Origin of the sequence: Bradyrhizobium sp. LA6.8, from assembly GCF_040547935.1 — a bacterium.
Taxonomy (GTDB): Bacteria; Pseudomonadota; Alphaproteobacteria; order Rhizobiales; family Xanthobacteraceae; genus Bradyrhizobium; species Bradyrhizobium barranii.
The window spans coordinates 37,010-59,466 of record NZ_JBEPQQ010000017.1 but is presented as its reverse complement, the minus strand read 5'-3'; the positions used below and the strand labels follow the sequence as shown (position 1 = coordinate 59,466).

General features: G+C 57.5%; 20 protein-coding genes. 12 read left to right on the top strand and 8 right to left on the bottom strand.

What is annotated here, in order from left to right; genetic code table 11:
• Nucleotides 1–7: 7 nt before the first annotated feature.
• The 5 genes from ABIA90_RS44170 to ABIA90_RS44150 all read right to left on the bottom strand — a co-directional run bounded on the left by ABIA90_RS44170 (nucleotide 8) and on the right by ABIA90_RS44150 (nucleotide 4,809).
• Nucleotides 8–529: a hypothetical protein gene (locus ABIA90_RS44170; RefSeq protein ID WP_354122169.1), complete on the bottom strand. Its 522-nt coding sequence runs from the start codon at nucleotides 527–529 to the stop codon at nucleotides 8–10.
• Nucleotides 526–1,452, bottom strand: coding sequence for a formylglycine-generating enzyme family protein (locus ABIA90_RS44165; protein WP_502916693.1), 927 nt, complete (start codon nucleotides 1,450–1,452; stop codon nucleotides 526–528). Before ABIA90_RS44165 ends, ABIA90_RS44170 begins: the two co-directional genes overlap by 4 nt.
• A gap of 286 nt (nucleotides 1,453–1,738) precedes the next feature.
• On the bottom strand, nucleotides 1,739–2,110 hold the full coding sequence (locus tag ABIA90_RS44160; RefSeq protein ID WP_354116297.1) for a response regulator: 372 nt from the start codon (nucleotides 2,108–2,110) through the stop codon (nucleotides 1,739–1,741).
• A 165-nt stretch (nucleotides 2,111–2,275) separates the two neighbouring features.
• Nucleotides 2,276–2,884: a response regulator transcription factor gene (locus ABIA90_RS44155; protein ID WP_354116298.1), complete on the bottom strand. Its 609-nt coding sequence runs from the start codon at nucleotides 2,882–2,884 to the stop codon at nucleotides 2,276–2,278.
• Complete coding sequence (locus ABIA90_RS44150; protein WP_354116299.1) at nucleotides 2,881–4,809, bottom strand: ATP-binding protein; 1,929 nt, start codon at nucleotides 4,807–4,809, stop codon at nucleotides 2,881–2,883. Before ABIA90_RS44150 ends, ABIA90_RS44155 begins: the two co-directional genes overlap by 4 nt.
• A 483-nt stretch (nucleotides 4,810–5,292) precedes the next feature.
• On the opposite strand from ABIA90_RS44150, the gene ABIA90_RS44145 reads away from it, so the two are divergent.
• The 5 genes from ABIA90_RS44145 to ABIA90_RS44125 all read left to right on the top strand — a co-directional run bounded on the left by ABIA90_RS44145 (nucleotide 5,293) and on the right by ABIA90_RS44125 (nucleotide 10,212).
• Nucleotides 5,293–5,664 (top strand): hypothetical protein, encoded by a 372-nt coding sequence (locus tag ABIA90_RS44145; protein ID WP_354116300.1) that lies wholly within the window; start codon nucleotides 5,293–5,295, stop codon nucleotides 5,662–5,664.
• On the top strand, nucleotides 5,661–6,614 hold the full coding sequence (locus ABIA90_RS44140) for a metallophosphoesterase family protein (RefSeq protein WP_354122168.1): 954 nt from the start codon (nucleotides 5,661–5,663) through the stop codon (nucleotides 6,612–6,614). Before ABIA90_RS44145 ends, ABIA90_RS44140 begins: the two co-directional genes overlap by 4 nt.
• 3 nt (nucleotides 6,615–6,617) lie before the next feature.
• Nucleotides 6,618–8,711, top strand: a complete 2,094-nt coding sequence (locus tag ABIA90_RS44135; protein WP_354122167.1) for a sensor histidine kinase — start codon at nucleotides 6,618–6,620, stop codon at nucleotides 8,709–8,711.
• Complete coding sequence (locus ABIA90_RS44130) at nucleotides 8,683–9,357, top strand: response regulator (RefSeq protein WP_354116303.1); 675 nt, start codon at nucleotides 8,683–8,685, stop codon at nucleotides 9,355–9,357. The genes ABIA90_RS44135 and ABIA90_RS44130 overlap by 29 nt, the downstream gene beginning before the upstream one ends.
• 654 nt (nucleotides 9,358–10,011) lie before the next feature.
• Nucleotides 10,012–10,212, top strand: a complete 201-nt coding sequence (locus ABIA90_RS44125; protein ID WP_354116304.1) for a biotin/lipoyl-containing protein — start codon at nucleotides 10,012–10,014, stop codon at nucleotides 10,210–10,212.
• Between the two features lie 255 nt (nucleotides 10,213–10,467).
• On the opposite strand, the gene ABIA90_RS44120 is transcribed toward ABIA90_RS44125, so the two are convergent.
• Nucleotides 10,468–11,394, bottom strand: a complete 927-nt coding sequence (locus ABIA90_RS44120) for a cytochrome c oxidase assembly protein (RefSeq protein ID WP_354122166.1) — start codon at nucleotides 11,392–11,394, stop codon at nucleotides 10,468–10,470.
• 300 nt (nucleotides 11,395–11,694) lie between these two features.
• Between ABIA90_RS44120 and ABIA90_RS44115 the strand changes: the two genes are divergently transcribed.
• Both ABIA90_RS44115 and ABIA90_RS44110 read left to right on the top strand, forming a co-directional pair.
• Nucleotides 11,695–13,617 (top strand): chloride channel protein, encoded by a 1,923-nt coding sequence (locus tag ABIA90_RS44115; protein WP_354122165.1) that lies wholly within the window; start codon nucleotides 11,695–11,697, stop codon nucleotides 13,615–13,617.
• Nucleotides 13,618–13,914: 297 nt separating this feature from the next.
• A complete protein-coding gene (locus ABIA90_RS44110; protein ID WP_247307310.1) occupies nucleotides 13,915–15,165 on the top strand; it encodes an FAD-binding domain in 1,251 nt (416 codons plus the stop codon).
• 460 nt (nucleotides 15,166–15,625) lie between these two features.
• On the opposite strand, the gene ABIA90_RS44105 is transcribed toward ABIA90_RS44110, so the two are convergent.
• Nucleotides 15,626–16,960 (bottom strand): hypothetical protein, encoded by a 1,335-nt coding sequence (locus tag ABIA90_RS44105; protein ID WP_354116307.1) that lies wholly within the window; start codon nucleotides 16,958–16,960, stop codon nucleotides 15,626–15,628.
• A gap of 388 nt (nucleotides 16,961–17,348) precedes the next feature.
• Between ABIA90_RS44105 and ABIA90_RS44100 the strand changes: the two genes are divergently transcribed.
• From ABIA90_RS44100 to nhaD, 5 genes are all read left to right on the top strand, one after another.
• On the top strand, nucleotides 17,349–18,188 hold the full coding sequence (locus ABIA90_RS44100) for a formate/nitrite transporter family protein (RefSeq protein WP_354122164.1): 840 nt from the start codon (nucleotides 17,349–17,351) through the stop codon (nucleotides 18,186–18,188).
• A gap of 277 nt (nucleotides 18,189–18,465) precedes the next feature.
• Nucleotides 18,466–18,816, top strand: a complete 351-nt coding sequence (locus ABIA90_RS44095; protein ID WP_354122177.1) for a PDZ domain-containing protein — start codon at nucleotides 18,466–18,468, stop codon at nucleotides 18,814–18,816.
• A gap of 295 nt (nucleotides 18,817–19,111) precedes the next feature.
• Complete coding sequence (locus ABIA90_RS44090; protein WP_354122163.1) at nucleotides 19,112–19,348, top strand: MarR family transcriptional regulator; 237 nt, start codon at nucleotides 19,112–19,114, stop codon at nucleotides 19,346–19,348.
• A 205-nt stretch (nucleotides 19,349–19,553) separates the two neighbouring features.
• The gene (locus tag ABIA90_RS44085) at nucleotides 19,554–19,961 is read left to right on the top strand and encodes a hypothetical protein (protein WP_354122162.1); all 408 of its coding nucleotides are present in this window, start codon (nucleotides 19,554–19,556) and stop codon (nucleotides 19,959–19,961) included.
• A 571-nt stretch (nucleotides 19,962–20,532) separates the two neighbouring features.
• Nucleotides 20,533–21,813 carry a sodium:proton antiporter NhaD gene (nhaD, locus tag ABIA90_RS44080; protein WP_354116310.1) on the top strand — a complete coding sequence of 427 codons (1,281 nt, stop codon included), beginning with the start codon at nucleotides 20,533–20,535 and terminating at the stop codon, nucleotides 21,811–21,813.
• Nucleotides 21,814–22,045: 232 nt separating this feature from the next.
• On the opposite strand, the gene ABIA90_RS44075 is transcribed toward nhaD, so the two are convergent.
• Complete coding sequence (locus ABIA90_RS44075; RefSeq protein WP_247303166.1) at nucleotides 22,046–22,327, bottom strand: hypothetical protein; 282 nt, start codon at nucleotides 22,325–22,327, stop codon at nucleotides 22,046–22,048.
• Nucleotides 22,328–22,457 lie beyond the last annotated feature (130 nt).

The following is a 22,457-nucleotide window of genomic DNA, read 5'->3' as shown; positions in this document are numbered from 1 at the left end:
GGGCTCCCTATTGCTGACGATTCATCTCGGAGCCCTCACCGCGCGATCTACGGATGCGCGACCGCGCGACGCGCAAGACGAGCCCCCGGATGATCAGGTACGGGACAAATGCGAGCAGCAACGCGATGACGAGCGCCTCATTCGGATAGAATGTCTTGAGCACGATGAGCTGATAGATCACGTCCATCACCAGCCCCAGAAGGATGATTCTGGCGGTCGCGTTTAATCCCTCGCGCAGCCGTCCAACGCGCTCCTGCGGATTGCGCAGCACCGTCATGAAATACGGAGAGCGTCCGGCCCGCGCGTCCTCACGTCCATCGTGGATAGCGGCGAACGCAGCCATCAGCGGCTGCAGGATGAAGCGGAACCTCATCGGCTCGTCCGGCCGTTCGACCAGGTCATGCCAGAATCGTCGGAAGGCATCGACCGTAACGCCGTGCCACAGCACGCCGGCGACGATCAGCACGATAGCGAGCACGATGACCAGCTTGGCCAGGACGCCCAGTTCCTGCGGAGTGGCATCGCTCATCGCGCTGCTCCCGCCTGTCTGATGATGCAGCGGAACCCCACATGACTGGTGGAGGTATCGATCGGTTCTGCATGACGGGCGGCCGGGCGATAACGGCGACAATAGTTCGGCGCGCAAAGGTGCGAGCCGCCCTTGATGACCTTGCGGGGGATCCTGATGTTGGACAGGCGCGGGTCGTAGCTCGCATCTTCACGAGCACCCCGCGGATTTTCGGGAATGCAGCAAGCTTTCAATGCATCCGCTTCGTGCCTCGGCGAGTACCAGTCAGTGGTCCATTCCCAGACATTGCCGATCATATCGTGCACGCCGTAGCCATTGGCCGGAAAAGCGGTGACCGGCGACGTGCGCTCGAATCCGTCCTGATTCAGGTTTTGGCGCGGAAACTCGCCCTGCCAGGTATTGGCCATGTGCCTGCCGCCGGGCGTGAGCTCGCCACCCCAAGCATATTGGGCGCCGTCGAGCCCGCCGCGCGCGGCAAATTCCCATTCCGCCTCGGTCGGCAATTCCTTGCCGGCCCACGTCGCATACGCCAGCGCATCGGAGTACGCGATATGTACGACCGGATGATCGTCGAGGCCGCGGATCGAACTGCCCTTGCCGTACGGGCGACGCCAATTGGCACCGAACGTGAAGCTCCACCAATTCGCGAAATTGCGGAGGTCGACCGGATGATCCGGTGGACTGAAGACCAGAGAGCCCGCCCTCAGCATGTGCGGCAGAGCCCCCGGATAATCCTTCGGGTCGGGGGCAATCTCAGCAAAGGTAATGTGCCCAGTCGCCTCGACGAACTGCCGAAATTGGCGGTTCGTTACAGGGGTTGGATCCATCCAAAAACCATCGACCGTAACGCGATGCACGGGCGCTTCTTCTGGATAATGCTTGTCTGATCCCATCCGAAACGTGCCGCCCGGAATGAATACCATCGGCGCGGATGAACACTGCCGGTTTTCGGCCTTTACGAGAGTATCGGTCGAAATACTCATGAGCCAACCCTCGTTGGGCGGTCGCGAAATGAAGAGACAAATGCTACACGCCAAGGCAGCGTGGCAATGCAACACTACACTAAAGTAGAGAATGGAATTGGACCATCGCAGGGAATACGTGCCGGAGTAGGTGGAAATACCTGTTGCCCATGTGCACGAGAGCTACCAACTTCACGTGCAGGCGCATCGAAGATGCGCGCCGCATTTGAATCGCATCGCAGCGAGTTCAGTCATGCGCGACGCCGATCGCCTGACGTATGACCGATCGCAGCCGCCCATCCGAAAACGGGTGTTCGAGAAAGTCGAAAGCGCCGGACCGCACCAATTCGACAGCAATCGCGAACTCCGAATCACGTCCGATCACCACGACCGCGAGTGGAAGTTGCCGGCGATTGATCTCGTCGATCAGCCCTCGCAGTCCAACGCCCGGAAGGTCGAGGGGCGCGAGAACGCATCCCGAGGCGGTTGCGGCAACTTCGTCGAGGAATTGTGCGGCGTCGTCGTAACTCTTTACGACGACAGGCTCGCCCGCGAGTGCGTTAACGATGCGGCGGCACTCATCGGGAAGCGGGTCGACGACATAGATGGTTTCGGCCATGAGCCTCTGGCCCTGCTAACGGCGGTCGAGTGACGTGCTGACCGCCGCGTCAGGCCTGGCCGAACGTCAAAGGACACTTATTGAGGGTGGGCTCTGTCCAGCCGCCGAACAATATGAATAAATACTTGCGACCCTTATAGTAGCCGGGCATCGTCCGCCGACCGCTCAGCTATTGCGTCGCTCGATCACGAGCCGGATCAGTTCCGCGGCCGAACGGACCCGCAGCTTTTCCATGATGTGACCGCGGTGCAGTTCTACGGTCCGGTAGCTGATGTCGAGCAACCTGGCGATCGACTTGCTGGACAGACCCTTAGCTACCTGCTCGAGCACATGGTGCTCACGTTCGGTAAGTGTTGCCAGGCGTTCGGCGAAGCCCTCGCCAGTATTGGTGACTAGTCGAGACTCCGCATCACGACGCAGGGCATCGTTGATGCTGTCAAGCAGTTGCTGTTCACGATATGGTTTTTGAACGAAATCAACGGCGCCCGCTTTGATGGTCTTGATGGCGACCGCGATGTCTCCATGGCCGCTGATGAACACGATCGGAATGCGTGCACCAATCGCGTTTAACTCGTCCTGGAGCGCGGGCCCGCTGATATGTGCCATGCGGACGTCAAGCACGAGACACCCCGGCAGCTCGGGATCGAACCCGTCAAGAAACTCCCGCGCGGAACGAAACGTGGCCGCTTGCAGTCCGACCGACATCACCAGCTCCGCAATCGAATCCAGTACTGCAGCATCGTCGTCAACAATAAACACGGTGGGCTCACTCATGCCGTCAGTTTCCCTTCACGAGAGATAGGCAGTGTGAATTGAAAAACGCATCCACTATCCACGTTCGGGGCCAGCGATATGTGGCCGCCATGCGCTTCGATGATAGCGCGGGAGATCGAAAGCCCGACGCCCAATCCCCCTCCCTTCGTTGAATAGAACGGTTCAAAAATATGCTTGGCATCGTCGGGGCCAATTCCCGGTCCGTAATCGGTGACGCTCACGGCGATTTCGTTTTCTGCGGTGCCCGAAACTCTAATTTTGATGAGGCTGGTGGCAATTCCAGCTTCCTCTACCGCCTCAATGGCATTGCGGATTAGATTCAGGACCACCTGTTGGATCTGAACCCCATCGACGAAGAGCGGTGGAAGATCCATCGAGATCACGGACTCGAACCTGATACTCGCGCTGCGGCTTTCCATCTCCACCAGCTTCAAGGTATCGGCGACCAGTTGCCCGACTTCGATTCTAGTCGTCTCCGATTCATGCTTCTTCACCATGGTTCGAAGCGACCGCAGCACATCGCCTGCGCGCGAGGCTTGCTCTCCGATTTTGTCCAGCAAATCTTCAACCTTGGCTGCGTCCACGGTGCCAGCGAGCCGTCTGCGCGCCGCGAGCGCATAGTTCTTGATAGCGACAAGCGGCTGATTGATCTCGTGTATGATCGCCGCCGACATTTCGCCGACCGCATGGACACGCACCAAATGCGCGAGACTTTCGCGATACTGTCCTGTTTCTACCTGGGCCCGTCCCATTTGCTCCGCGGCTCGCTTTCGTCGTTGGCGTTCCAATAGCAACCAAGCGATCAGAGCAGCCTGAAGCAGCACAACAGCCAGAGCACTGAGGATCTGCAAGGGATATTCGCGCCACAAATGCCGCTCGGCGACGCGGATTTCGCATCCGGGGGGCAAGCTGTGCTCGTCCAACGACCATTTGTTTAACGCGTATACATCCGCCACGCATTCAGCGGGGACATCGGAAAGGGCCGGGACCGAGGCACCCGCCCTCATTTGAATCAGCAGTTTGGCGACCGTGCGGCCAAGATCGTCGTAGGATTGCACGATTCCGGCCGCGATGCCGTAGCCCAAGTAGGTTTCGAAGACGCCATAGGTCGGCGCGGTCGATTCGGCGCTAATCGTGCGAAGCACCTCACGTGGCGTATACGGCCGGCCCTCGCGATCACGGAATTGGGTGAGATACAGCACGATGGTACTCGCCGGCTCTCGTGCTACTATCTCCACGAGTTCGGGCTGCGGCAGGCCGATCAAATAGCGTGTCTCTGCAGTCTCATTCCGCGCGGCGAACACCCTGCGGACCTCGTCAGCAAAGTCTTTGTCGTAGTCGGATACACCTGCGACCACGAGGATGCGTTGCGCACCAGGCTGCAGTCGGCGAGCCAGATCGACGGTCCTGCCGATATCCCGCCCCTCTCTCACGCCCTTCGTTCGTGCCGAGAGCGCGAGACCATCAAGCAAGTAGGTGGGAACGCTATGAAACAGGATCTGGGCGCCAGGCCATAGGTCATTGCCGTACCTGTTAGCAAAGTCGAGAGCGGGCTTCGTCACCGCAACGATAAAGTCGATTTTCAGTCCCGTGTATTTTTTGGCCAGCAGAGCCCGAAACTCCTGATCAAAATCGCCGAACGCAAACCGCTGAGCATCGAGCGACTCGGAGAAGAACTGGAATCGCTGCGTTGTATCTTTGGCCAATTCCTCGCGCATGGCATTGTCGAGGGCTAGCAATCCTGGGACATACGGGTGGGTAGCAATGAGGACTAGAATCCGAGTTTCCGGTTCGACCGCGCGCAGCGGCGCCGCCATGATGCAAAGCGCGGCAGCAACGAGCAAGCGTGCCAAGCCGCCCGCGAGCTTCATCGATGCCCTGTCCGCAAGGTTCACCGGATTCGCATCGCTCAGGAAAGCGATCAAAGGCGGCCTCACACGGTACTAAAAAGGTCAGCAGTTCGAACCCAATCCAAAGCAGTCCTATTACGGTACCCCCGCTATCAGGCCGCGACTATGCAGAAGCGGCTGAAGTTCTGATAAGTGGGATTGACCAGGGCTGCCTCTATTGCCGCCGTCCACTCCTGGTAGCTTCTCGGCCGTGCCACGGAAAGGAGGCCGGGACTGCTTCGGCAGCTGCCGTATCTCAGTAGTTCGGGTCGTGGGTATTGATCTATATCAACGACTGCGCAGGGGCGAGTTTTACGCGGGGCAGCCACGCCCCCATCGGTGTTGAAGCTGCATTGATGTTGTCTTGATTTGGATTAACGCGTCTTCGACGGGTGTATTGTTTCGTTGCCAAAGCTGCATAGCTCACTGCCAGTGATCTGGGTCAATTTCGCAAAGCGACGAGGCGTCACTCAGGCAACCAAATGATGGCGCGCCGCCCCATTCTCCTCCAGAGGATCAATGATGATGCAGTCATCATACAACCCCAGCAACCCGAGCCGTCGCCTTGTTCTCGGCGCGCTCGCGGCACTGCCAACCCTCCCCATACCGTTCGTCGCCATTGCGCAGGCGCAGACAACGCCCCCGGGGCCGCTTCCCACCGGGGCCGGTTTTTCGTTCGCGGCGGTCGGCGATACCCGTCCGATGATGTACCTCCCGTTGAAGGAGGGGCAGCCGGACCTCAACAAGTTCTTCGTCGAAATGTTCGGGTTGGTCATGCCGGAGAAGGTCGCTGAAGCCGTTGTGGCGAAGGATGTAAAGATGATCTTCGATCCGGTCACAAAAGACCTGATTAAGGTAATCATGCCATTCGCGTCAAGACGGAAGTCATGACGCTGACGGTCGATAAAGGGTGGGTGACAGAGGCATCCGTTGAGGACGTAAAGCTGCTTCCCGGCGTGCATCGGACGATGTTTCGGCTCCAGGGCGGCGAATGGGTGACGCGTGAAATCGTGAAAGACGTCCAATCCAGTCGCGCCAAATTCGTTGTCAATAGCGGCGACGCCGTATGGTGGGGCAATCAGGGCTTAACCGTCAGCGACAGCCCATACTGGAAACGCGTGAACGACACCATGTTGAAGAAGCTGCCCGCGCCAGATGACGAGATGCGTGCAGCCGGTCTGGATGGGCGGTTTTTCATGAGCGTGGGTAATCATGAGGTATGGGCCGATCCGAAGATCGAAGGCGTTCTTTCGGCGGTGCCGTATCTAAAGAAATTCGGCGTCACGCCGGAAAACCTCATCTACAAATTCGACTTCAAGGGCACCCGTTTCATATATCTGTGGAGCGGCAAGTACGACTACCGGTCGCCCTCACAATGGGACGCTGATCGGCCGAAGTACGCCGAGCAGATGACGCAACTGCAGAAGTGGATGGACGAGGCGAAGGCGAATGGCATTCGGAAGGCCTTTATCGTCTTCCATTTTCCGGTTTTTGCGCGCTCCGGCCTAGGTCCTATCCCGGCTCCCGACAACCCGCACAAGGTGATTGCGTCGTATGCCAAGGACATGGAGGTGGTCGTGTTGAACGGGCACGTCCACACCACGGAAATCTACGAAGTAGATGGGGTGAAGTATCTGATGCTGGGCGGTGGGGGCGCTGGGTTGAATTCGTTTTCCGTCAACAGCGACAGCGATGATGAATGTTCCATGTCAAGCCCAATTCTAGACCGCAACACTGATTGCCTGTACGATGGGATGGATCGAGCGATCCTGGGAGTCAGGGTGACCATTAGTACTGTCGGGAAAAGCCCGACAAAAACCAGAACATCGAGGAAGTGCTGAGACGTGGGCGTTTTGCTGTCTCATTTGATACCTACCCGCATGGAGGCGCCCACCTTGATCTCCCGGCGCGCAGCGCGCCGCCCCCTTATCCTCGTCTTCAAAGCGGCAGCGATGCCTCTTGCGCTTTTCGCGGGGTGGGTCGTTTTCCTGAATGCGCAGCAACAGCGCAGGGATTCTCAGGCGGCCGCGGTGGAGACACTTGATAGCGTCGTCAACCGACTTGCCTCGGAGATCAGCCTCCAGCTCGAGATCGCCGAGACTGTCGCGGCTTCGGCCACGCTCGATAAGCCGGACCTTGACGCATTCTATCGAGAAGCGACGCGCGTCAACGAAGCACGTCCCCTTTGGCAAACGATACAGCTTGTCGATCCCGATGGAAATCAGGTGCTGGACGTTAGCCGCCCGCTCGGAGATGGGATGCGCGCCACCGTCGACCGCGAGAATTTCGAACAAATCCTGAGGACGAGAAAGCCGGCGATCGGCGGAATAGGGCCACGCGGTCCTGTCACCGGCAAACGCGTGGTAGCCGTCAGGGCGCCCGTTGAGCGCGATGGGCAATTGAAGTTTGTGCTCACGGTGGCCCTGGTGCCCGATGCAATAAGCCAGATTTTGAAGAGCGCAGGTGCCCCGGCAGGCTGGGTGGGGTTTGTGGTCGATGCCAAGGGTAACATCGTCGCCCGCACCTTCGGTGAGCAATCCGAGCTCGGACAATCTGCCAGCGCCACAGTCCGCGAAGCGATTGCCTCTGCGCCAGAAGGAAGCTACGTCAAAACCACGCCTGTCGGCGACCAAGTCGACTCGATCTATAAACTCATTCCCGGAACCAGCGGATGGTCGGTCCATTTCGGAATACCGACGCAGGAACTCAACGGGCCCGTCCAGCGCTCAGCCATTTTTCTTGCCGGGGGTGGAGTCCTGAGCTTCGTCCTGGCTTTGACTTTGGCCTGGTACACGATACGCGACATTTCGCTGCGTCGGCGCGAGCAAGAGGCGCAGGCGGCATTGGCACTCAACGCAAGTGAAGAGCGACGCAGGCTGACGATCGATGCCGCAGATCTCGGCGTATTCAGCTGTGACTTTGCCGCCAGAGAAGCGATTGTATCGCCCCGCGCACGGGAGATGCTCCAGATAGAAGGTTCGCGCTCCGAAGGAGATACGAGCCTTCCGATAGATCAGATGCTGAGCAGTATTGATCCCGCCGACCAGCAGAAATTTGAGGCTTCCTTGCTGAGTTGCCGTTCGGGAATCGTCGCGATAGCCGATTTCCGGTCCGCTCCCCCTCACAGCCGGTGGCTGCGGGCCAGCGGAAGGCTATCTCGACTCGATGACAAAAACTTGGACGTGGTATATGGGGTCATTCAGGATATCGATGAGACCAAGCGAGCCGAGCTGGAACGACAGCAACTGCTTCGACGTCTTTCGGAGGCAGAAGAAAACGAACGCCGTCGAATCGCAAGGGAGCTTCACGATCAAATCGGCCAGACGGTTACAGGTCTCCTTCTCGGTCTAAAGAACCTGGAGCCGCTTCTCGGCACGAGCCCCAAACGCAAGCTCGGATTGGAGAGGCTCAATTGGCTGCAAGGACTCGCAAGAGGGATTGGGCGCGATATCCATCAAATCGCCTCTGATCTGCGCCCGACTGCCCTTGATGACCTGGGCCTTTACAAGGCGCTGGAGGCGTTCTGCGCGGAGATCCAGCGGCGGTTCGGGATCAGCGTTGATTTTCAACCTCTGGGCAGAAGAGATCGTCTCGGCCAGGATGTCGAAATCGCGGCCTACCGCGCCGTTCAGGAGGCCGTGAATAACGTCGTCAAACACGCGCAAGCGCGAAACGTCAGCGTGGTAATCGACCGACGTACAGCAGAGCTGAGGATAGTCGTCGAAGACGACGGGAACGGTTTCGACTTTCAGGAATTCTCGCAGGGTGAGAGCCGCCACGCAAAATTGGGCCTGTCGGTAATCGAGGAGCGCCTCACGCTGCTGGGCGGATCTTTGGCGATTGAATCTGAACCCGGCCACGGCACCTCTCTCTTCATGAGAATACCGGTGCCAATAGAGGAGATGGGCTATGTGCCCGATCCGGATCACGTTGACTGACGATCATCCGCTTGTTCTGGCCGGAATGAAGTCTTTGCTCCAGGACGTACAGGACATCGAGATCGTCGGGGAAGCAACGGATGGACAGACCGCCCTTGATATCATTCGCCAGGCCACGCCAGACATTGCCATCCTGGACATTTCACTTCCCGGTATCAGTGGCCTTGAAGTCGCTCGCACCCTAGCGACGCAGCTGCCTCAGGTTCGTCTGCTGGCGCTGACCGTGCACGAGGACCACGCCTACGTTCAGCCCATGCTGCAGGCGGGAGCTCGCGGCTATCTGCTGAAGCGCTCTGCGGCCGACGAGCTCGAGCGCGCAGTTCGCGCGATTGCTGGAGGTGGATTGTATCTGGATCCCGCAATAGCGGAGAAAGCACTTCCGTCCACGCATGGCGCACATTCGTCTTCTGGCGCTTCCACAGCCAGCGAGCTGACACCGCGCGAGAGTGAGGTTCTCAGACTCATCGCACAAGGCTTCAGCAACAAGGAAATTGCCAATCAACTAAACATCAGCATCAAGACCGTCGAAACTTACAAGGCCAGGGCGGTGGAAAAGCTCGGACTGTTTACGCGTGCTGACATAGTGCGCTACGGCGTGACCCTTGGCTGGTTGGACCATCTGGCAAAGAGTCCCGATCAAGTTTGACCTGGAATTAGAATTTAGTGGGCGAAGCGGCCCTGGCCGCACGGCACTCAGACGTCAGGATTGTCCCGACAAGCCGCGCTCATCTCCCGACTGCCCAATGGGACGCCGTAAACTATCTTCCGTGAAGCGGATGCGAGAACGAAAGCGAATCACCGGCCGGGACGTGCTTCTTCCAGGCTTCTGCACTCCGCACCTCCCAGGAACGGATCAGCTTGTTTGGAGACATATATGAGAAATGTACTTTTCCGAGGACGTGCCGGTTGCCAACTCTTTGCACAGTATGAAAAACTGGCTGGGCTCGCGGCTGGGACAAGCTCGCGGCGAGATGACCGCACGGCGAGAACCGCGGGCATTTGTCTCGCGTGCGTATACCTGACTTGCCTTCTGTTCACGGCGTATGCGATTGTTTGAATGGCGGTCGGCGTGCTGACCACCGGACATGGAGAGAGATTTCGAAGTTCGGGCTCGTATGTCCCGATTTTTGGCGGGAACTCGTCCGATCATGGATACAGCCGTGGAGCTCCTTTTCCTCGGCACGTTGGTCACGACTCTTGTCGTCGCGGCGCTGTAAATCGCGGCTCGTCGCTTTTCCCAAGCTCTTAATTGTCAGCTTCCGATGTAACGCGCTGCGTATCATGCTGGACGCATAGACTAATGCGCGTCGGAGACCCAGTCAGCATCGACGAACCGCTAGTTGAGATTGAAACCGACGGCACGACTGTAGAGGTGACAGCGCCAGCTACCGGAGTGCTGTCCGAGATTCTTTTGATGGACGGGAAAACAGTTACGGCAGGCACACTGCTCGGAGCGATTACAAAGTACGGGAGTGGCAGCAAGAGCCCTGGCGCAAGCTGAACGTGCGAAGGCGGAGCGGGCGTGAGACAGCCGATCGCCCTAATCAGCTGTTTGCTTATGAGTGCGCGTGCTAACCTATCGAGGTTTATTGAGTGCGATTCTAGTATCCGGAATCAGAGCTAAGTGATGCGGCGCCTTTGAATCTGCGTTTTCTTGGCACGGACGAAGGGTTCAGCTCTGTCGTTATCGATGTGCTCCTGAAGCTGTTTATTATCCCGACTTGAGTTACAACGCACGCTCTAAGAAACGTGGCTACTAATATTCTCCATCTGATATGTGCGGGATCGAATCGGTCCGGTCGTTGTGCTCCTGGCCTGCCTTCTGCAAGTACGCGATGAGGTCGCGGCGAGACGGGGCGTCGAGCACGCGAACCGGCATGCGTGCGCCGGGAATGAATTTCCGGGGGTCGGCCAGCCACTGATCGAGATTATCCGTGGACCAGATGAGACCGGCGCTCTTTAGCGCGGGCGAATAGTCGTACCCGGGAGCCCAGCCGGCTCTGCGGCCGACCACCCCGCCAAGCACGGGGCCAGTCTTGTTTCTGTCTATCGCGTGACACGCAGTGCAGCGTTCCATGAAGAGTTGTTGGCCGTGGACGGGATCCGGCGCGGCATTGGCCAGGAAACGTGAAAGATTCTCGCTGTGTGACGGATTCGCCGAGCGAAGAAATGTATAGCTTAATGTGATCGTATCGACATGGAGATTGTCCGAATCCTTTGCAAAGGCAGGATCGACGAAAAAGACAACGGGCATCTCGACCTTCTGATGCGGGTCAAGGCGCTCTTCATTGAAGCAGAAGCACTGAATTTTATTGAAATAGATGCCGCTCGTCTCCGGCGTGACGTTGAAGGTCGCGTGCCCGACGATCGACTCGTTGCTGAGATTCTCGGCGGTGAAGAATACGAGCTTTTGTTCGCCCAAGTGAACGGTCACGGAGCGCTGCTCAGGTTCGAACCGCCACGGCAAGTCCGGCGCGACGTTGCTGTCGAACGCAACGGTCACAGTCTGATCGGAGGCGGCAGTTGAGTCGGAATACGCCCGTTGTGTCGTCCCTCCGTATCCGGTTGCGCCACAGAAAGCGCGGTACAACTCTGGCGAATAAGCCACCAGGCCGAACATGATGCCGAGCACCACGAAGCACGGTAGGAGAACATTCAGGTTTTTCCGGTAGCGCGGCTCCATCTCGACTCCTTGCACTGGCCGCCCCCGGCATCTGGCATGATCTAGACCGACGCGGCGTAACCGTCCACCGGTCGATGAGAGCCAGTTTCGCCGTGGTGTTTGACGAGTTTGTGATCGTAGTTGCATCCGTAGGACACGTTCGACCCTCACCACGTCCCAATTTTGGTTCGCATCTCCATCAATCCCATATCAATCTCATGGCGCTCGCTGCACCGGGATTCGTCTTAAACCCTCGCAGGCTCGCTCTGAATATGCGTCGACAGCCGGTTTAAGCAGCAGCGGCTGCCCGATAGGCAGGCCGTGTGGCAGTTTCCAAAGCAGCAAAATTTCCCATTGATTTTGCGGGGACTTCATGTCGATTGGTTTGGACATTTCCCCGATTCAACTGTGCCCGACATGTCATCAGCGCCCCTCTCCTCGTCTAAATTTCCAATTCGGCCTGTCGTCGGCAGCCCCGCACCGGTTCCGGACCGTGAAAGGAGGGTCAATCTACTGGTCCTTTGCGGCCTCGCGCTGATTGTCGGGGTCATGACGGGCTGCGGCGCCGTCGCACTGCGAACGCTCATCGGTCTTTTTCACAACGCGTTTTACAACGGCACTTTCAGCATCTGGTACGATGCCAATGTGAGCGAAGGGCCGAGTCGGTTTGGCGACTGGGTATTTCTTTCGCCCGTCATCGGCGGTCTCGTTGTCGTCTTTCTGGTGCAGCGTTTCGCCCCGGAGGCAAAGGGCCATGGTGTTCCGGAGGTTATGGATGCTGTTTTTTACAAACGCGGCAACATCCGCGGTCAGGTTGCGATCATAAAATCTCTGGCTTCAGCCCTTTCGATTGGCGGTGGAGCTGCAGTCGGTCGCGAGGGTCCGATCATTCAGATCGGGGCAGCACTGGGTTCTGCTTTCTCCCAGGCGATCAAACTGTCGACGTGGCAGAAGATCACATTGCTCTCCGCTGGAGCCGGTGCCGGGATCGCGGCGACCTTCAACACACCGCTTGGCGGCGTGCTGTTCGCGCTGGAAATCCTGTTGCCCGAGGTCTCGAACCGCACTTTTCTTCCAGTCGTCATTGCGACGGGTGCCGCAACGACCATAGGCAGAATCTTGATCGGACCGGATCCTGCCTTCGTCGTCCCTGATATTCAAATGTCGCTAGCCCAGGCTCTGGGTCTGCAGGAGGCAATCGCTTTTGTCGTGCTGGGAGCCCTGTGTGGCGTCGCCTCCTGGGCCTTTATACGCCTGCTGGTAGTTATGGAGGACGGCTTTCCCAAGCTGCCCGGAAATGCCTACACGCAAAACATCATCGGGATGGCCGCCGTTGGCCTGATGATGGTCGCTTTAACTCACGCCTTCGGCCATCCCTATGTTGATGGCGTTGGCTATGGCGTCATCCAGTCGACCCTCGACAACAAGATGACATATGCAGGCCTGCTTGCGTCGCTGTTTGTGCTAAAGATGCTGGCCACGACGATCAGTCTCGGATGCGGAGCCTCCGGCGGTATCTTTTCCCCATCGCTGTACCTCGGAGCCACGTTGGGGGGAGCCTTCGCCCTCGTGGTCAGCATGGTCTTTCCACACGCTGGCCTGACCGTTCCTTCGGCTGCGATCGTCGGCATGGCCGCCATGGTTGGCGCCGGCACCGGCGGGGTCATGACCGCCATCGTCATGGTGTTCGAAATGACACGGGACTACGCCATCATCGTGCCCGTGATCGTCGGTGTCGCGGTCGCGGCCGGCATTCGCCGTACGCTGATTGGTGAGACAATCTACACGATCAAGCTGCGCCACCGCGGCCACCGCATCCCGAAAGAACGGCACATCAACCTTTATCTGGTCAAGCAGGCCCAGGACATCATGGAACGGCGTTTCATCCTTGCCAAGGTCGGGACAACGTTGAAGGAAGCCATAGGCGCGGAAGACACCGACGACCTACGCGCCATCATCGTCGAGCGCGAGGGGCGGATTGTCGGCCTGATACCGCCACGCTCGGGCCTGTGGCTTGAATCTCAGCGTAATCCGAACCTGCTCGTCGAGCGCTTCGTCGAAAGCCGCGCTGTCATTTGCAGGGATATCGATCTCCTGAGTCTCGTGCTCGCAAGATTGAAACGGCATCGCTCCGGAGCGGCGATTGTCTTTCACGGGGTCGATCGGCCGAGAGTCCGAGATATTGTTGGCGTCATCACAAAACGCGCAATAGCTGACACGGTCATCGATAGCTACGACGATTAATCAGCGAGCGACCGAAGCGAAACCAGAAGGAAATGATCAATGTCCGCCTGGTGCGGCCTAGAAGCGTAGACGGGAGATAACTATGCGCGCTATCCTGCTCGCAAGCGCGGCGGCGAAGCCTTGCATCGATATTTTGCATTGAGTGGACGACCGCGTCACTACGCTTAGAGTCGTGGTTGTAAATTCCCCGCCGGACCTATCGGGAACCGCGAGCGGTCGGCACATTCCTCTGATCATCAAGCTCTTTTGATTTCCTGTCGGGGTGACCCGAACGCGCGCACCGTCTAGTTTTTCTGTATGAACAACAGCGTTTTAATCTCCGGTGCGGGAATCGCTGGACCGACATTAGCCTTCTGGCTGAAGGCGGCGGGGTTCCAACCGACTCTGATCGAGCGGGCGCGCGCGTTGCGCGTCGGCGGTTATGTCGTCGATTTCTGGGGTCTTGGATACGACATCGCTGAACAAATGCACCTGACCGACGACATCAATCGCATCGGCTATCACGCGCGTGAGATGCGGGTCGTTGACGATCTCGGGAAACGCATCGCGGGATTTGGCACCAGGGTGTTCGATGAACTTTCGAACGGACGCTATGTAACGATCGGACGGAGCGACCTCTCTCGGTTGCTTTTCGAAAGGCTCAGAGGTGACACCGATGTCATTTTTCAAAGCGAGATTCTTGCCCTTCAGGAACGCGACGACTGCGTGGAGGTTCAACTGAAGAATGCGGGCACTCGCCGATTTGGTTTAGTTATCGGCGCCGATGGCTTGCATTCCACCGTTCGCAGGTTAACGTTCGGGCCGCAGTCACGGTTTGAAAAGTATCTTGGCTATGCGGTCGCAGCGTTCGAGGTCCGCGGTTACCGACCGCGCGACGAAGATATCTATTTGATGTATGGACAGCCCGGCCGCATGCTTGGCCGCTTCACGTTGCATGATGACCTGACGCTGTTCTTGTTCGTGTTTGCCGCCGATAGCGATACGTTACCAGAAGGGCTTGAACGGCAGAAGGCTATGCTGCGCGAAAGATACCGCGAAGGGAAGTGGGAGTGCCCCCTCATCCTTGCCGAATTGGATCGTGCACAACAACTCTATTTTGACCGGGTTAGTCAGATAAGGATGGAAAGCTGGACGCGCGGCCGCGTTGCCCTTATCGGAGATGCAGCATTCTGTGTATCCTTGACGGCCGGGCAAGGCTCGGCTCTTGCGATGATTTCCGCATTCGTACTCGCAGGTGAACTCGCCAATGCCGGAGGCCGCCATGAAGATGCCTTTGGCAGATACGAAGCATTTTTGCGGGCCTTTATCGGGGAGAAACAGCGCGCCGCCGAGCGCTTTGCTCGGGTCTTTGCGCCAAAAACCCGGTGGGGCCTGAACGTTCGCAACCAGGTGATAAAGGCGTTCGCCATTCCCGGCCTTGCAAGGCTAGCAATCGGCAGGGATATTACCGACACCCTACAACTCCCCGATTACCACTGGCTAACGCCTTCGTGGTCAGGCCATCGGGTGACACCCTCTGGCTCGGAACCGAGCCCAACGAGGGCATGAAGCCGCGTAGATCATTTGCTTATGGCTCCTCTCCGCCGAACGACATTCTTTATGGCGCTCTGAAGCGGCGGTCCCGCTCGCGTAGACAACGGGAAAGTCCGGGTCGATTTCCCGAGCAAGTTGAGCGACCTGCCAACCATCCATCTTCCCTCGTAGATTTATGTCGTCTAGGAGCGCTCGGTGCTTTCCCCTGTGTCCCTTGAGCAGGGTAACCGCCTCTTCCCCCGATGCCGTGATGGCGGGTTCGAAGCCGCCACACCGAGCGCTTCTTCAATGAGAGTTTGGAGCAACTGGTCGTCTTCAACGACCAAGATAATCGGCAAGTCCTGCAATACCCCGGCTCCCCACTACTGCATCAAGCGATTCGAGTTACAAAGTGAACATAAGTTCCCGGCCCGCACTGTCAGCCGCACGCAAGAGAGGGGTACCGTGGCGCACTGATTCTGTCGGCGTCTGTCGTTCAACGGCCTTGTCTTGACGTGGGCAGGTCGTCGGACTCGTCCTGTACGACAAAGTGTCTTGCGGCAGAGATCAGCACTACGAAAGTCGCAACCCATGCCATGCGCGCGCCATAGCGATCATGCGGACCCGAGATCACACCGCAAATGAACGCGTTGCCGAGCAGTGCGAATGTTACAGTCCCTGCAAGCAAAGTAAGATCATCCAACGAGCGCCGCCAAAGCCCGCGACCGAACAGAACCACGGTCAGCAACATCGACGCCAGTGCGACCGGCACGTGAAGACAGTTGATCGCGGTGAAGTCGAGCTCGGAATGCTGCTGGCGCGCGGCGCGCATAGGCGTTACTTGCGCCGAGATGTAACGCTCGATGATCCCATAGGTGTGGGGAATCCAGACATCGGAGCCCTCGCCGGTTGCGACGAGAGTAAGTTGCTGCGCGGTCGCAGCCAGTGCGGCCTCGGCTTGCAAGGTCGGATATTCCGCGAGCGAGTGCAACACGATGAAGCCCATCTCGTCGTTCAGGCCCTTGAAGCGGCCTAGCGTGTTGAACATGCTGTTGCCCCAAAGGAACTGATCGGCGGTCGCGGGCAGCTGATCGCGATAGGGACAGAGTTTCAACTGCTCGCGTGGACAATGGTCCCTGAGGTAGCGCGCGACGATACCGTCCTGCATGATGCGGCCGAACGCAACACCGAAGCCACCGGGAGTCCAAGCCAATTGTCCCGACAAGGCGAAGTTTGCTGCGAGCAGCATCGCCGCGCCGGCAACGAGGGTCAGGCTGCCCTGAATCAAACTGATGATTGGGATTTGACCGCGTAGCAGCAGACGTACACTCCACCCGACCACGCATAGCCCTAGTAGCACCCCGAGCGTTGCGCTGTGAGTTGCTGCGGCGAAGGCCGTGAATACAAATAGGCAGCACTTTTCGACGGTAGAAATCCTGTCATTGTGTAACACCAGGACGAACAGCGCGAGCACCGACAGACCGGCAAAAATGTCAGTCAGAAGCATGCTGGCGATCCAAGGCAGCGCGGTCGTCAGGATCAGCACGAGGCCGATCGCCATCAGCCGTAGCGGCTGGCTCATGCCGAGAACTCGCAGCGTCAGTTGCAGGATCCACAGTGACGCCAGGGCCTGGATTCCGAGGTTGATCCAGAAGCTCGAATGCTCACCAAAATGCAGGTAAAGGCCGAACACCGTTGAGCGGCTCGGCACGAGGTAACCTTCGTACCACCTTGCCAGATAGCCACCGGTATCCCACTGAAGCAGCGGATAGCCATTCCAAAGAGCCGGCGCGAGCAACATCAAGGGAATGGCTACCGCGGCGATCCACATCGACCGTGAGGCGGCGATGCGCCCACGTAAAACCTGCGTATTGATGGCCTACCCCCTGCCCTGTTTTGGGGAACATGCCCGGAACTATTCTTGGAATCAAGACGCTGACAGACGGCTACTGAACGTTCTGAATCCAATTTGCTCGAAAATCCGACGAGGGCCAATGCATCGTGGTGCGATGCAATAGGTCATAGTGCGATATATCTGGGCGATATTGCTAATCTTCTAGGCGCTGCGCACCTCCCGTTTCGAGGGCGAGGCGCGAAACTGTCCCGCTTTTGGGTCGATTGTTCGCTGTTTCATACGCTGGCATGTGCGTTGCATCAGCTCTCTTCAAGACGAGTAGGCTGTTGGCGCCGTCGCGACTTTGAGAACAGAGAGGGTATTGATGTCGTATCTAACGCCATCGGAATTCGTCACCAAGATGGTGGACGCGGGTGAATCTAAAATCTTCATGTCCACCCGTGACACGCTGATCCGCGCCTACATGGCGGGCGCGATCCTCGCCTTGGCGGCATGGCTCGCCGTCACGATCAACGTGAACACGGGCCAGCCGTTGGCCGGAGCGCTACTGTTTCCTGTCGGATTTTCCATGCTGTATCTGCTGGGCTTTGACCTACTGACCGGCGTATTCGTGCTTGCTCCGCTCGCGTTGATCGACAAACGGCCGGGTGTGACGCCGGGTGGCGTTTTGAGAAACTGGGGTCTAGTCTTTGTCGGAAACTTTGCCGGGGCGCTCACGGTAGCCTTCATGATGGCATTTGTGACAACGTTCGGCTTCACGCAGGATCCCGATAAGGTCGGCATGACGATCGGAAATGTTGGCGAGGCTCGAACGCTCGGCTACGCGGCACACGGCGCGGCCGGCATGGCAACATTGTTCATCCGCGGGATGCTGTGCAACTGGATGGTCTCCACCGGCGTCGTCGGGGCCATGATTTCAACGTCGGTCCCGGGCAAGGTCATTGCGATGTGGATGCCGATCTTCTTGTTCTTTTACATGGTGTTTGAGCATTCCGTCGTGAACATGTTCCTGTTTCCGTCGGGGCTGATGCTCCACGCGAAATTTTCCATCATGGACTACTTCGTCTGGAACGAAATTCCGACGGTTCTTGGCAACTTGGTGGGCGGCCTCGCGTTCACGGGGCTTACCCTGTACGCCACGCACGTCAGGACGGCACCGAAACGCAGCGAGACCGAACTGGCAATGCGGCGTGCCGCAGCTTGATCGCGATCGCGGAGATATCGCAGCGGGGCATGGTCGTCCGGTAACAATCCGAATGTCTGGATCGGTTGACTGGCGGTGACGTAGGTTTCGGATAGCAAGATGCACTATTGGATGCCGCTGATGTGAATCGGCGCCGTAATCCACAGCGGATCAGGTCGCATGAAGCGAACTCGGCGAGCGGTGCTGCTGTTACCCATAGTTCTCGGCGCGGTTTTTTGGTTGACAACATCGCGTGCGCAGACCGTTGCTCGAGTGGGGGTCGTCGTATCCGATATGACTGAAGCATGAAGGCCATGTTCTCGGTCTGCCGGATCGTGGGGTCTTTGTCGTCGATGTCAGGAGCGATAGCTCGGCGGCCCGGGCAGGTATTCTTGCCAGGGATGTGATTTTCGAACTCGATGGTGGTCCTATCAATGGGGTCGACGATTTTATATGCCGAGTAGCCCGAAAGCAGCCTGGCGACTCCATTCGGTTCCAAATCCTTCGAAGCCTGAAACCTCTGGCGATCACGGTCAACCTTGGCACATGGCCCAACGAGCTTTCGTCATTTCGAAGTATGTCTATTGGATGCGGGGTTGTGGATGCGCAGCCAGGCGCGATGGTCGTCCCGAACAGTGCGGCTACTTGACTTTGATGACTCGGAAGGCAAGCTGAGCATAACTCAGTCTAGGATTTGGCGCGCCATATGCTTCGATCGAAGCAAGATAGAAAATCTCAAACCGCGACTGACTCACAGAAGAAGAGAGTAGCGCGAAAGAGTAGGGATACAGTTGACTATAGAGCGCTGGCCGAATTTCGACTTCAGCTCCGGCGTTTCCTCGAATTCAGCGAAGCCAACACCCGCAAGAACAACCTAACGTCACAGCAGTATCAAGCCCTGCTTACGATAAAGGGCTTGTCTCGGCCGGATTATCATATGTCACGTGGGTGAACTGGCAGATTTTCTGCTCGTCAAGAACCATACCGCAGTGGGTCTGGTGGATCGAATGGTCAAGATCGGCCTGTTGAAACGCTTCCGGAACAGTGGAGACGGTAGGCGGATTCTCGTGATGCTCACTCACAAAGGTGAGAGGCATTTGTCCAACGTTGCCGAGCTCAACTGGGCGGAGCTTCGCTCCCGCCGGCTTGCCCTGGCAAAAGTACTCAAGTCGTTCTCCTGAGCGGCGCTGTATTGCCTCCCAATATGTGACTTTTCAGGGAGACGGCAGGCGGGCAAGAAGGCGCTCGCGCCCCAAACCCGACATCGGCGATGGCTTAATCTTCTAGGTTGAATTATGGCCATCGCGATGTATAACGCCACTCGGGTGCTCGCTGCATCGAGCAGCGACAGGTCAAGCGATGGTCGGGCCGCCTCGCGGATAGCGCGTGCCCGTGAAAAATTTTCCATCATTTGACGATCTGCCGAACCACCAGCGCCCAGCGGAACAGGCCCTCAAGAACCGTCAGCAGTTGCTGCACGCCGCGCTTGTTCGGTTCCGCGCGGCACGCTTGCCCTATGGTGGGGGGCAGTCACGTCCGAAGGTTGTGAGGGTCTCTCCAATGCCCTTTAAAGCTGCGCATGTGTCTTTCGTCTCGTTTGCCGTTGAGATTTTGTCCTCCACCGTTACCCAGGTGATGATCGTCGAAACAGACTTGCACCTGAATCCGCGACATCCCTCGTACAATCGCTCGGCCGTAGAGGATCTGATTTCTTCCGCACGGGCCTATACCAGCGCACACATAGAAGGTCCCTCGTCCATTCGGCTTGTTTCGACGCGTAGTGGAGAGATTTGATGGTGAGGACTCAACGATCATCCGCGCGTGCGCCGTATGCTGCACGCCGGAGCGAACAACTGCGGCCGAGACCTCGAGCCTTCAAGGAAACCATATAAGAGCAAACGACCAGGATTGGAGATGCTTCTTGCGACGCCGTAAGCCTTGGACAGAACAGGACGAGGCAATTCTCTTGGAGATGCGAACTAGTGGGGCATCGTGGGAGACGATCGCCAATTTTTTAGATCGCACTAAAATGTCCGTCGAGGTCCGCGCAGCAGAGATTAGGCGTCGCAATGGAGGTGCTAATTGTGAAGCGTCCTAAAAACATGCGACATGTTCCGTCCCTTCTGGGTGTCATCGTCCTTTTTGGAATCGTCTTTTTCTTGACCAGAGAGACGCTTTCAACACCTAAATTGGTAGGCGGCATTTGTATTGCCCTCCTGGTCTATGCCGCGACCATGGCATGGCACATCCGTAACATCCTTCGGTGAACATCCTGGATCGCGTGCGCTCATCCGTGATCGTATTAATTATCGATTGGCCGGGTCGTGCGTGATCCGAAGGTAACCCCAATTTTCGAGGAGCCGTTTTGATACTAGCGCTGACCGTGGTTTTCGTCGTGGTTTATGCCGCGATCGCCCTTGAGCATCCGATTAAAGTAGAGAAGTCAGCGTCGGCCCTTTTCGGAGCAGGTCTGCTTTGGACGATCTACGCCATCGGAGCAGGTGAGCACGAAGCAGTCGTCCACCAACTAACGGAAACGATAGGTGCGACGGCGGGCATTATCTTCTTCCTGATGGGAGCCATGACCATTGTTGAAGTCATCGACGCACATGATGGATTCGAGCTCATTACCTCGCAGATCAAGACGAAGAGGCTCGCCACCTTGATGTGGCTCGTGTGCGTTATAACATTCTTCCTCAGTGCGGCGTTGGACAACCTCACGACGACTATCGTGATGGTCTCGTTGATCGGGAAGTTGTTCGAAAAACAAGATGACCGTTGGTTGTTTGCATCGCTAGTCGTTATTGCCGCCAATGCAGGAGGTGCATGGTCTCCCATCGGGGATGTCACCACGACCATGCTCTGGATCGGCGGTCAAATCACGGCCCTCGAAATCGTCAAGGCACTCTTTTTCGCTTCCATAGCGAACATGCTAGTTCCGCTGTTGGTGGTAACCTATCAATTGCGCGGCAGAACGTTTTCAATGCCGGTGACCGATAGTAACGAGACTGCGAGCACCCCGCCTTTCGAGCGAAACGTGATGTTCGCCTTGGGTGTTGCCATCCTGATCATGGTGCCTGCCTTCAAGGCCATTACTCACCTGCCGCCTTTTATGGGCATCCTCTTTGGTCTGGGAACGCTATGGCTCGTCGGAGAGGTCATTCACCGAAAGAAGGAGCCTCAAGAACGAAGGCATCTAACGGTCGCCCATGCGCTCACTCAGATCGATCTCAGCTCGATCGTATTCTTCCTTGGCATTTTGCTGGCGGTGGCCACGCTGGAGCACACCCAAGTTCTCGCCGCTCTTGCGAAGTGGCTGGATCAAACGATCGGTCGCACCGATGCCATTGTCATGGCACTGGGGTTGATCAGTGCCATCGTTGACAACGTTCCCCTCGTTGCTGCATCCATGGGGATGTATGGGCTTACGCACTATCCACCTGACACATTTCTCTGGGAATTTATCGCCTACTGCGCGGGCACAGGGGGATCGATACTAATCATTGGGTCGGCGGCTGGGGTCGCCGCGATGGGCATCGAGAAAATTCAGTTCATCTGGTACATGCGAAGGATCAGCGGACTCGCACTCTTGGGTTACACCGCCGGAGCGTTGATATACATCTGGCAGTATCGGTGGCTTCACTAGAGAATCGAGAGTCGCATGTCATCGGTCCGCCACGGTTGATGGCACCCTCGCTTCTTATGTCGGCTATTGGTCGGTAGTTGAAGGTCGTTTGAACCCGAGTCATGCCGGCTTTCAGAAGCAAACCTGACGGCAATTCAACATCGCGTCTTGCCCCCTTGCGGACGTCGTCCAACTCTTTGCAGAGTGGGGGCGGTTCAACTGATTGGCAAAACGTTACTCTGGCGGGCGTTTTTCAGAAACCACAGGCTGCGTAGGTCTTGCGAGCAAGACGGTAGTGCGATCCGACTTCAACGAAATCGACATCGAGGCACTGATTGCCGTGGCGGTAGTCATCGGCGAGCCCTTGGCAATTTAGATATTCGATGTTGATCCGCCAGCGATGTTCCTGCGGGTCATAGGTCGCAAAATCATGTTGCGCCACGGCCGGTCCCTTGCAAAGCCCACCGATGTATTGCCGGATCTCCGGTGGCAAATCGGAAATATGCTGCGGGTCCCATGGGTCGTGCTTGTTCATCGAGGCAGCTTGAACGGTCGATCCTTGACATAGCAGCAAAGCCAATAGGCAGTTGCGCCAAGACATCGGAGCCTCCCCATGGTCATTTGGCGTGGAGAATAGTCTCCTCGCTGCCGGATTTCCATGCCGT

Excerpts from the sequence above, each read along its gene's own strand:
- ABIA90_RS44170 (WP_354122169.1), bottom strand. The coding sequence starts at position 529 with ATGAGCGATGCCACTCCGCAGGAACTGGGCGTCCTGGCCAAGCTGGTC.
- ABIA90_RS44165 (WP_502916693.1), bottom strand. The coding sequence starts at position 1,452 with ATGGTATTCATTCCGGGCGGCACGTTTCGGATGGGATCAGACAAGCAT.
- ABIA90_RS44160 (WP_354116297.1), bottom strand. The coding sequence starts at position 2,110 with ATGGCCGAAACCATCTATGTCGTCGACCCGCTTCCCGATGAGTGCCGC.
- ABIA90_RS44155 (WP_354116298.1), bottom strand. The coding sequence starts at position 2,884 with ATGAGTGAGCCCACCGTGTTTATTGTTGACGACGATGCTGCAGTACTG.
- ABIA90_RS44145 (WP_354116300.1), top strand. The coding sequence starts at position 5,293 with ATGATGATGCAGTCATCATACAACCCCAGCAACCCGAGCCGTCGCCTT.
- ABIA90_RS44140 (WP_354122168.1), top strand. The coding sequence starts at position 5,661 with ATGACGCTGACGGTCGATAAAGGGTGGGTGACAGAGGCATCCGTTGAG.
- ABIA90_RS44130 (WP_354116303.1), top strand. The coding sequence starts at position 8,683 with ATGTGCCCGATCCGGATCACGTTGACTGACGATCATCCGCTTGTTCTG.
- ABIA90_RS44125 (WP_354116304.1), top strand. The coding sequence starts at position 10,012 with ATGCGCGTCGGAGACCCAGTCAGCATCGACGAACCGCTAGTTGAGATT.
- ABIA90_RS44120 (WP_354122166.1), bottom strand. The coding sequence starts at position 11,394 with ATGGAGCCGCGCTACCGGAAAAACCTGAATGTTCTCCTACCGTGCTTC.
- ABIA90_RS44110 (WP_247307310.1), top strand. The coding sequence starts at position 13,915 with ATGAACAACAGCGTTTTAATCTCCGGTGCGGGAATCGCTGGACCGACA.
- ABIA90_RS44105 (WP_354116307.1), bottom strand. The coding sequence starts at position 16,960 with ATGTGGATCGCCGCGGTAGCCATTCCCTTGATGTTGCTCGCGCCGGCT.
- ABIA90_RS44100 (WP_354122164.1), top strand. The coding sequence starts at position 17,349 with ATGTCGTATCTAACGCCATCGGAATTCGTCACCAAGATGGTGGACGCG.
- ABIA90_RS44075 (WP_247303166.1), bottom strand. The coding sequence starts at position 22,327 with ATGAACAAGCACGACCCATGGGACCCGCAGCATATTTCCGATTTGCCA.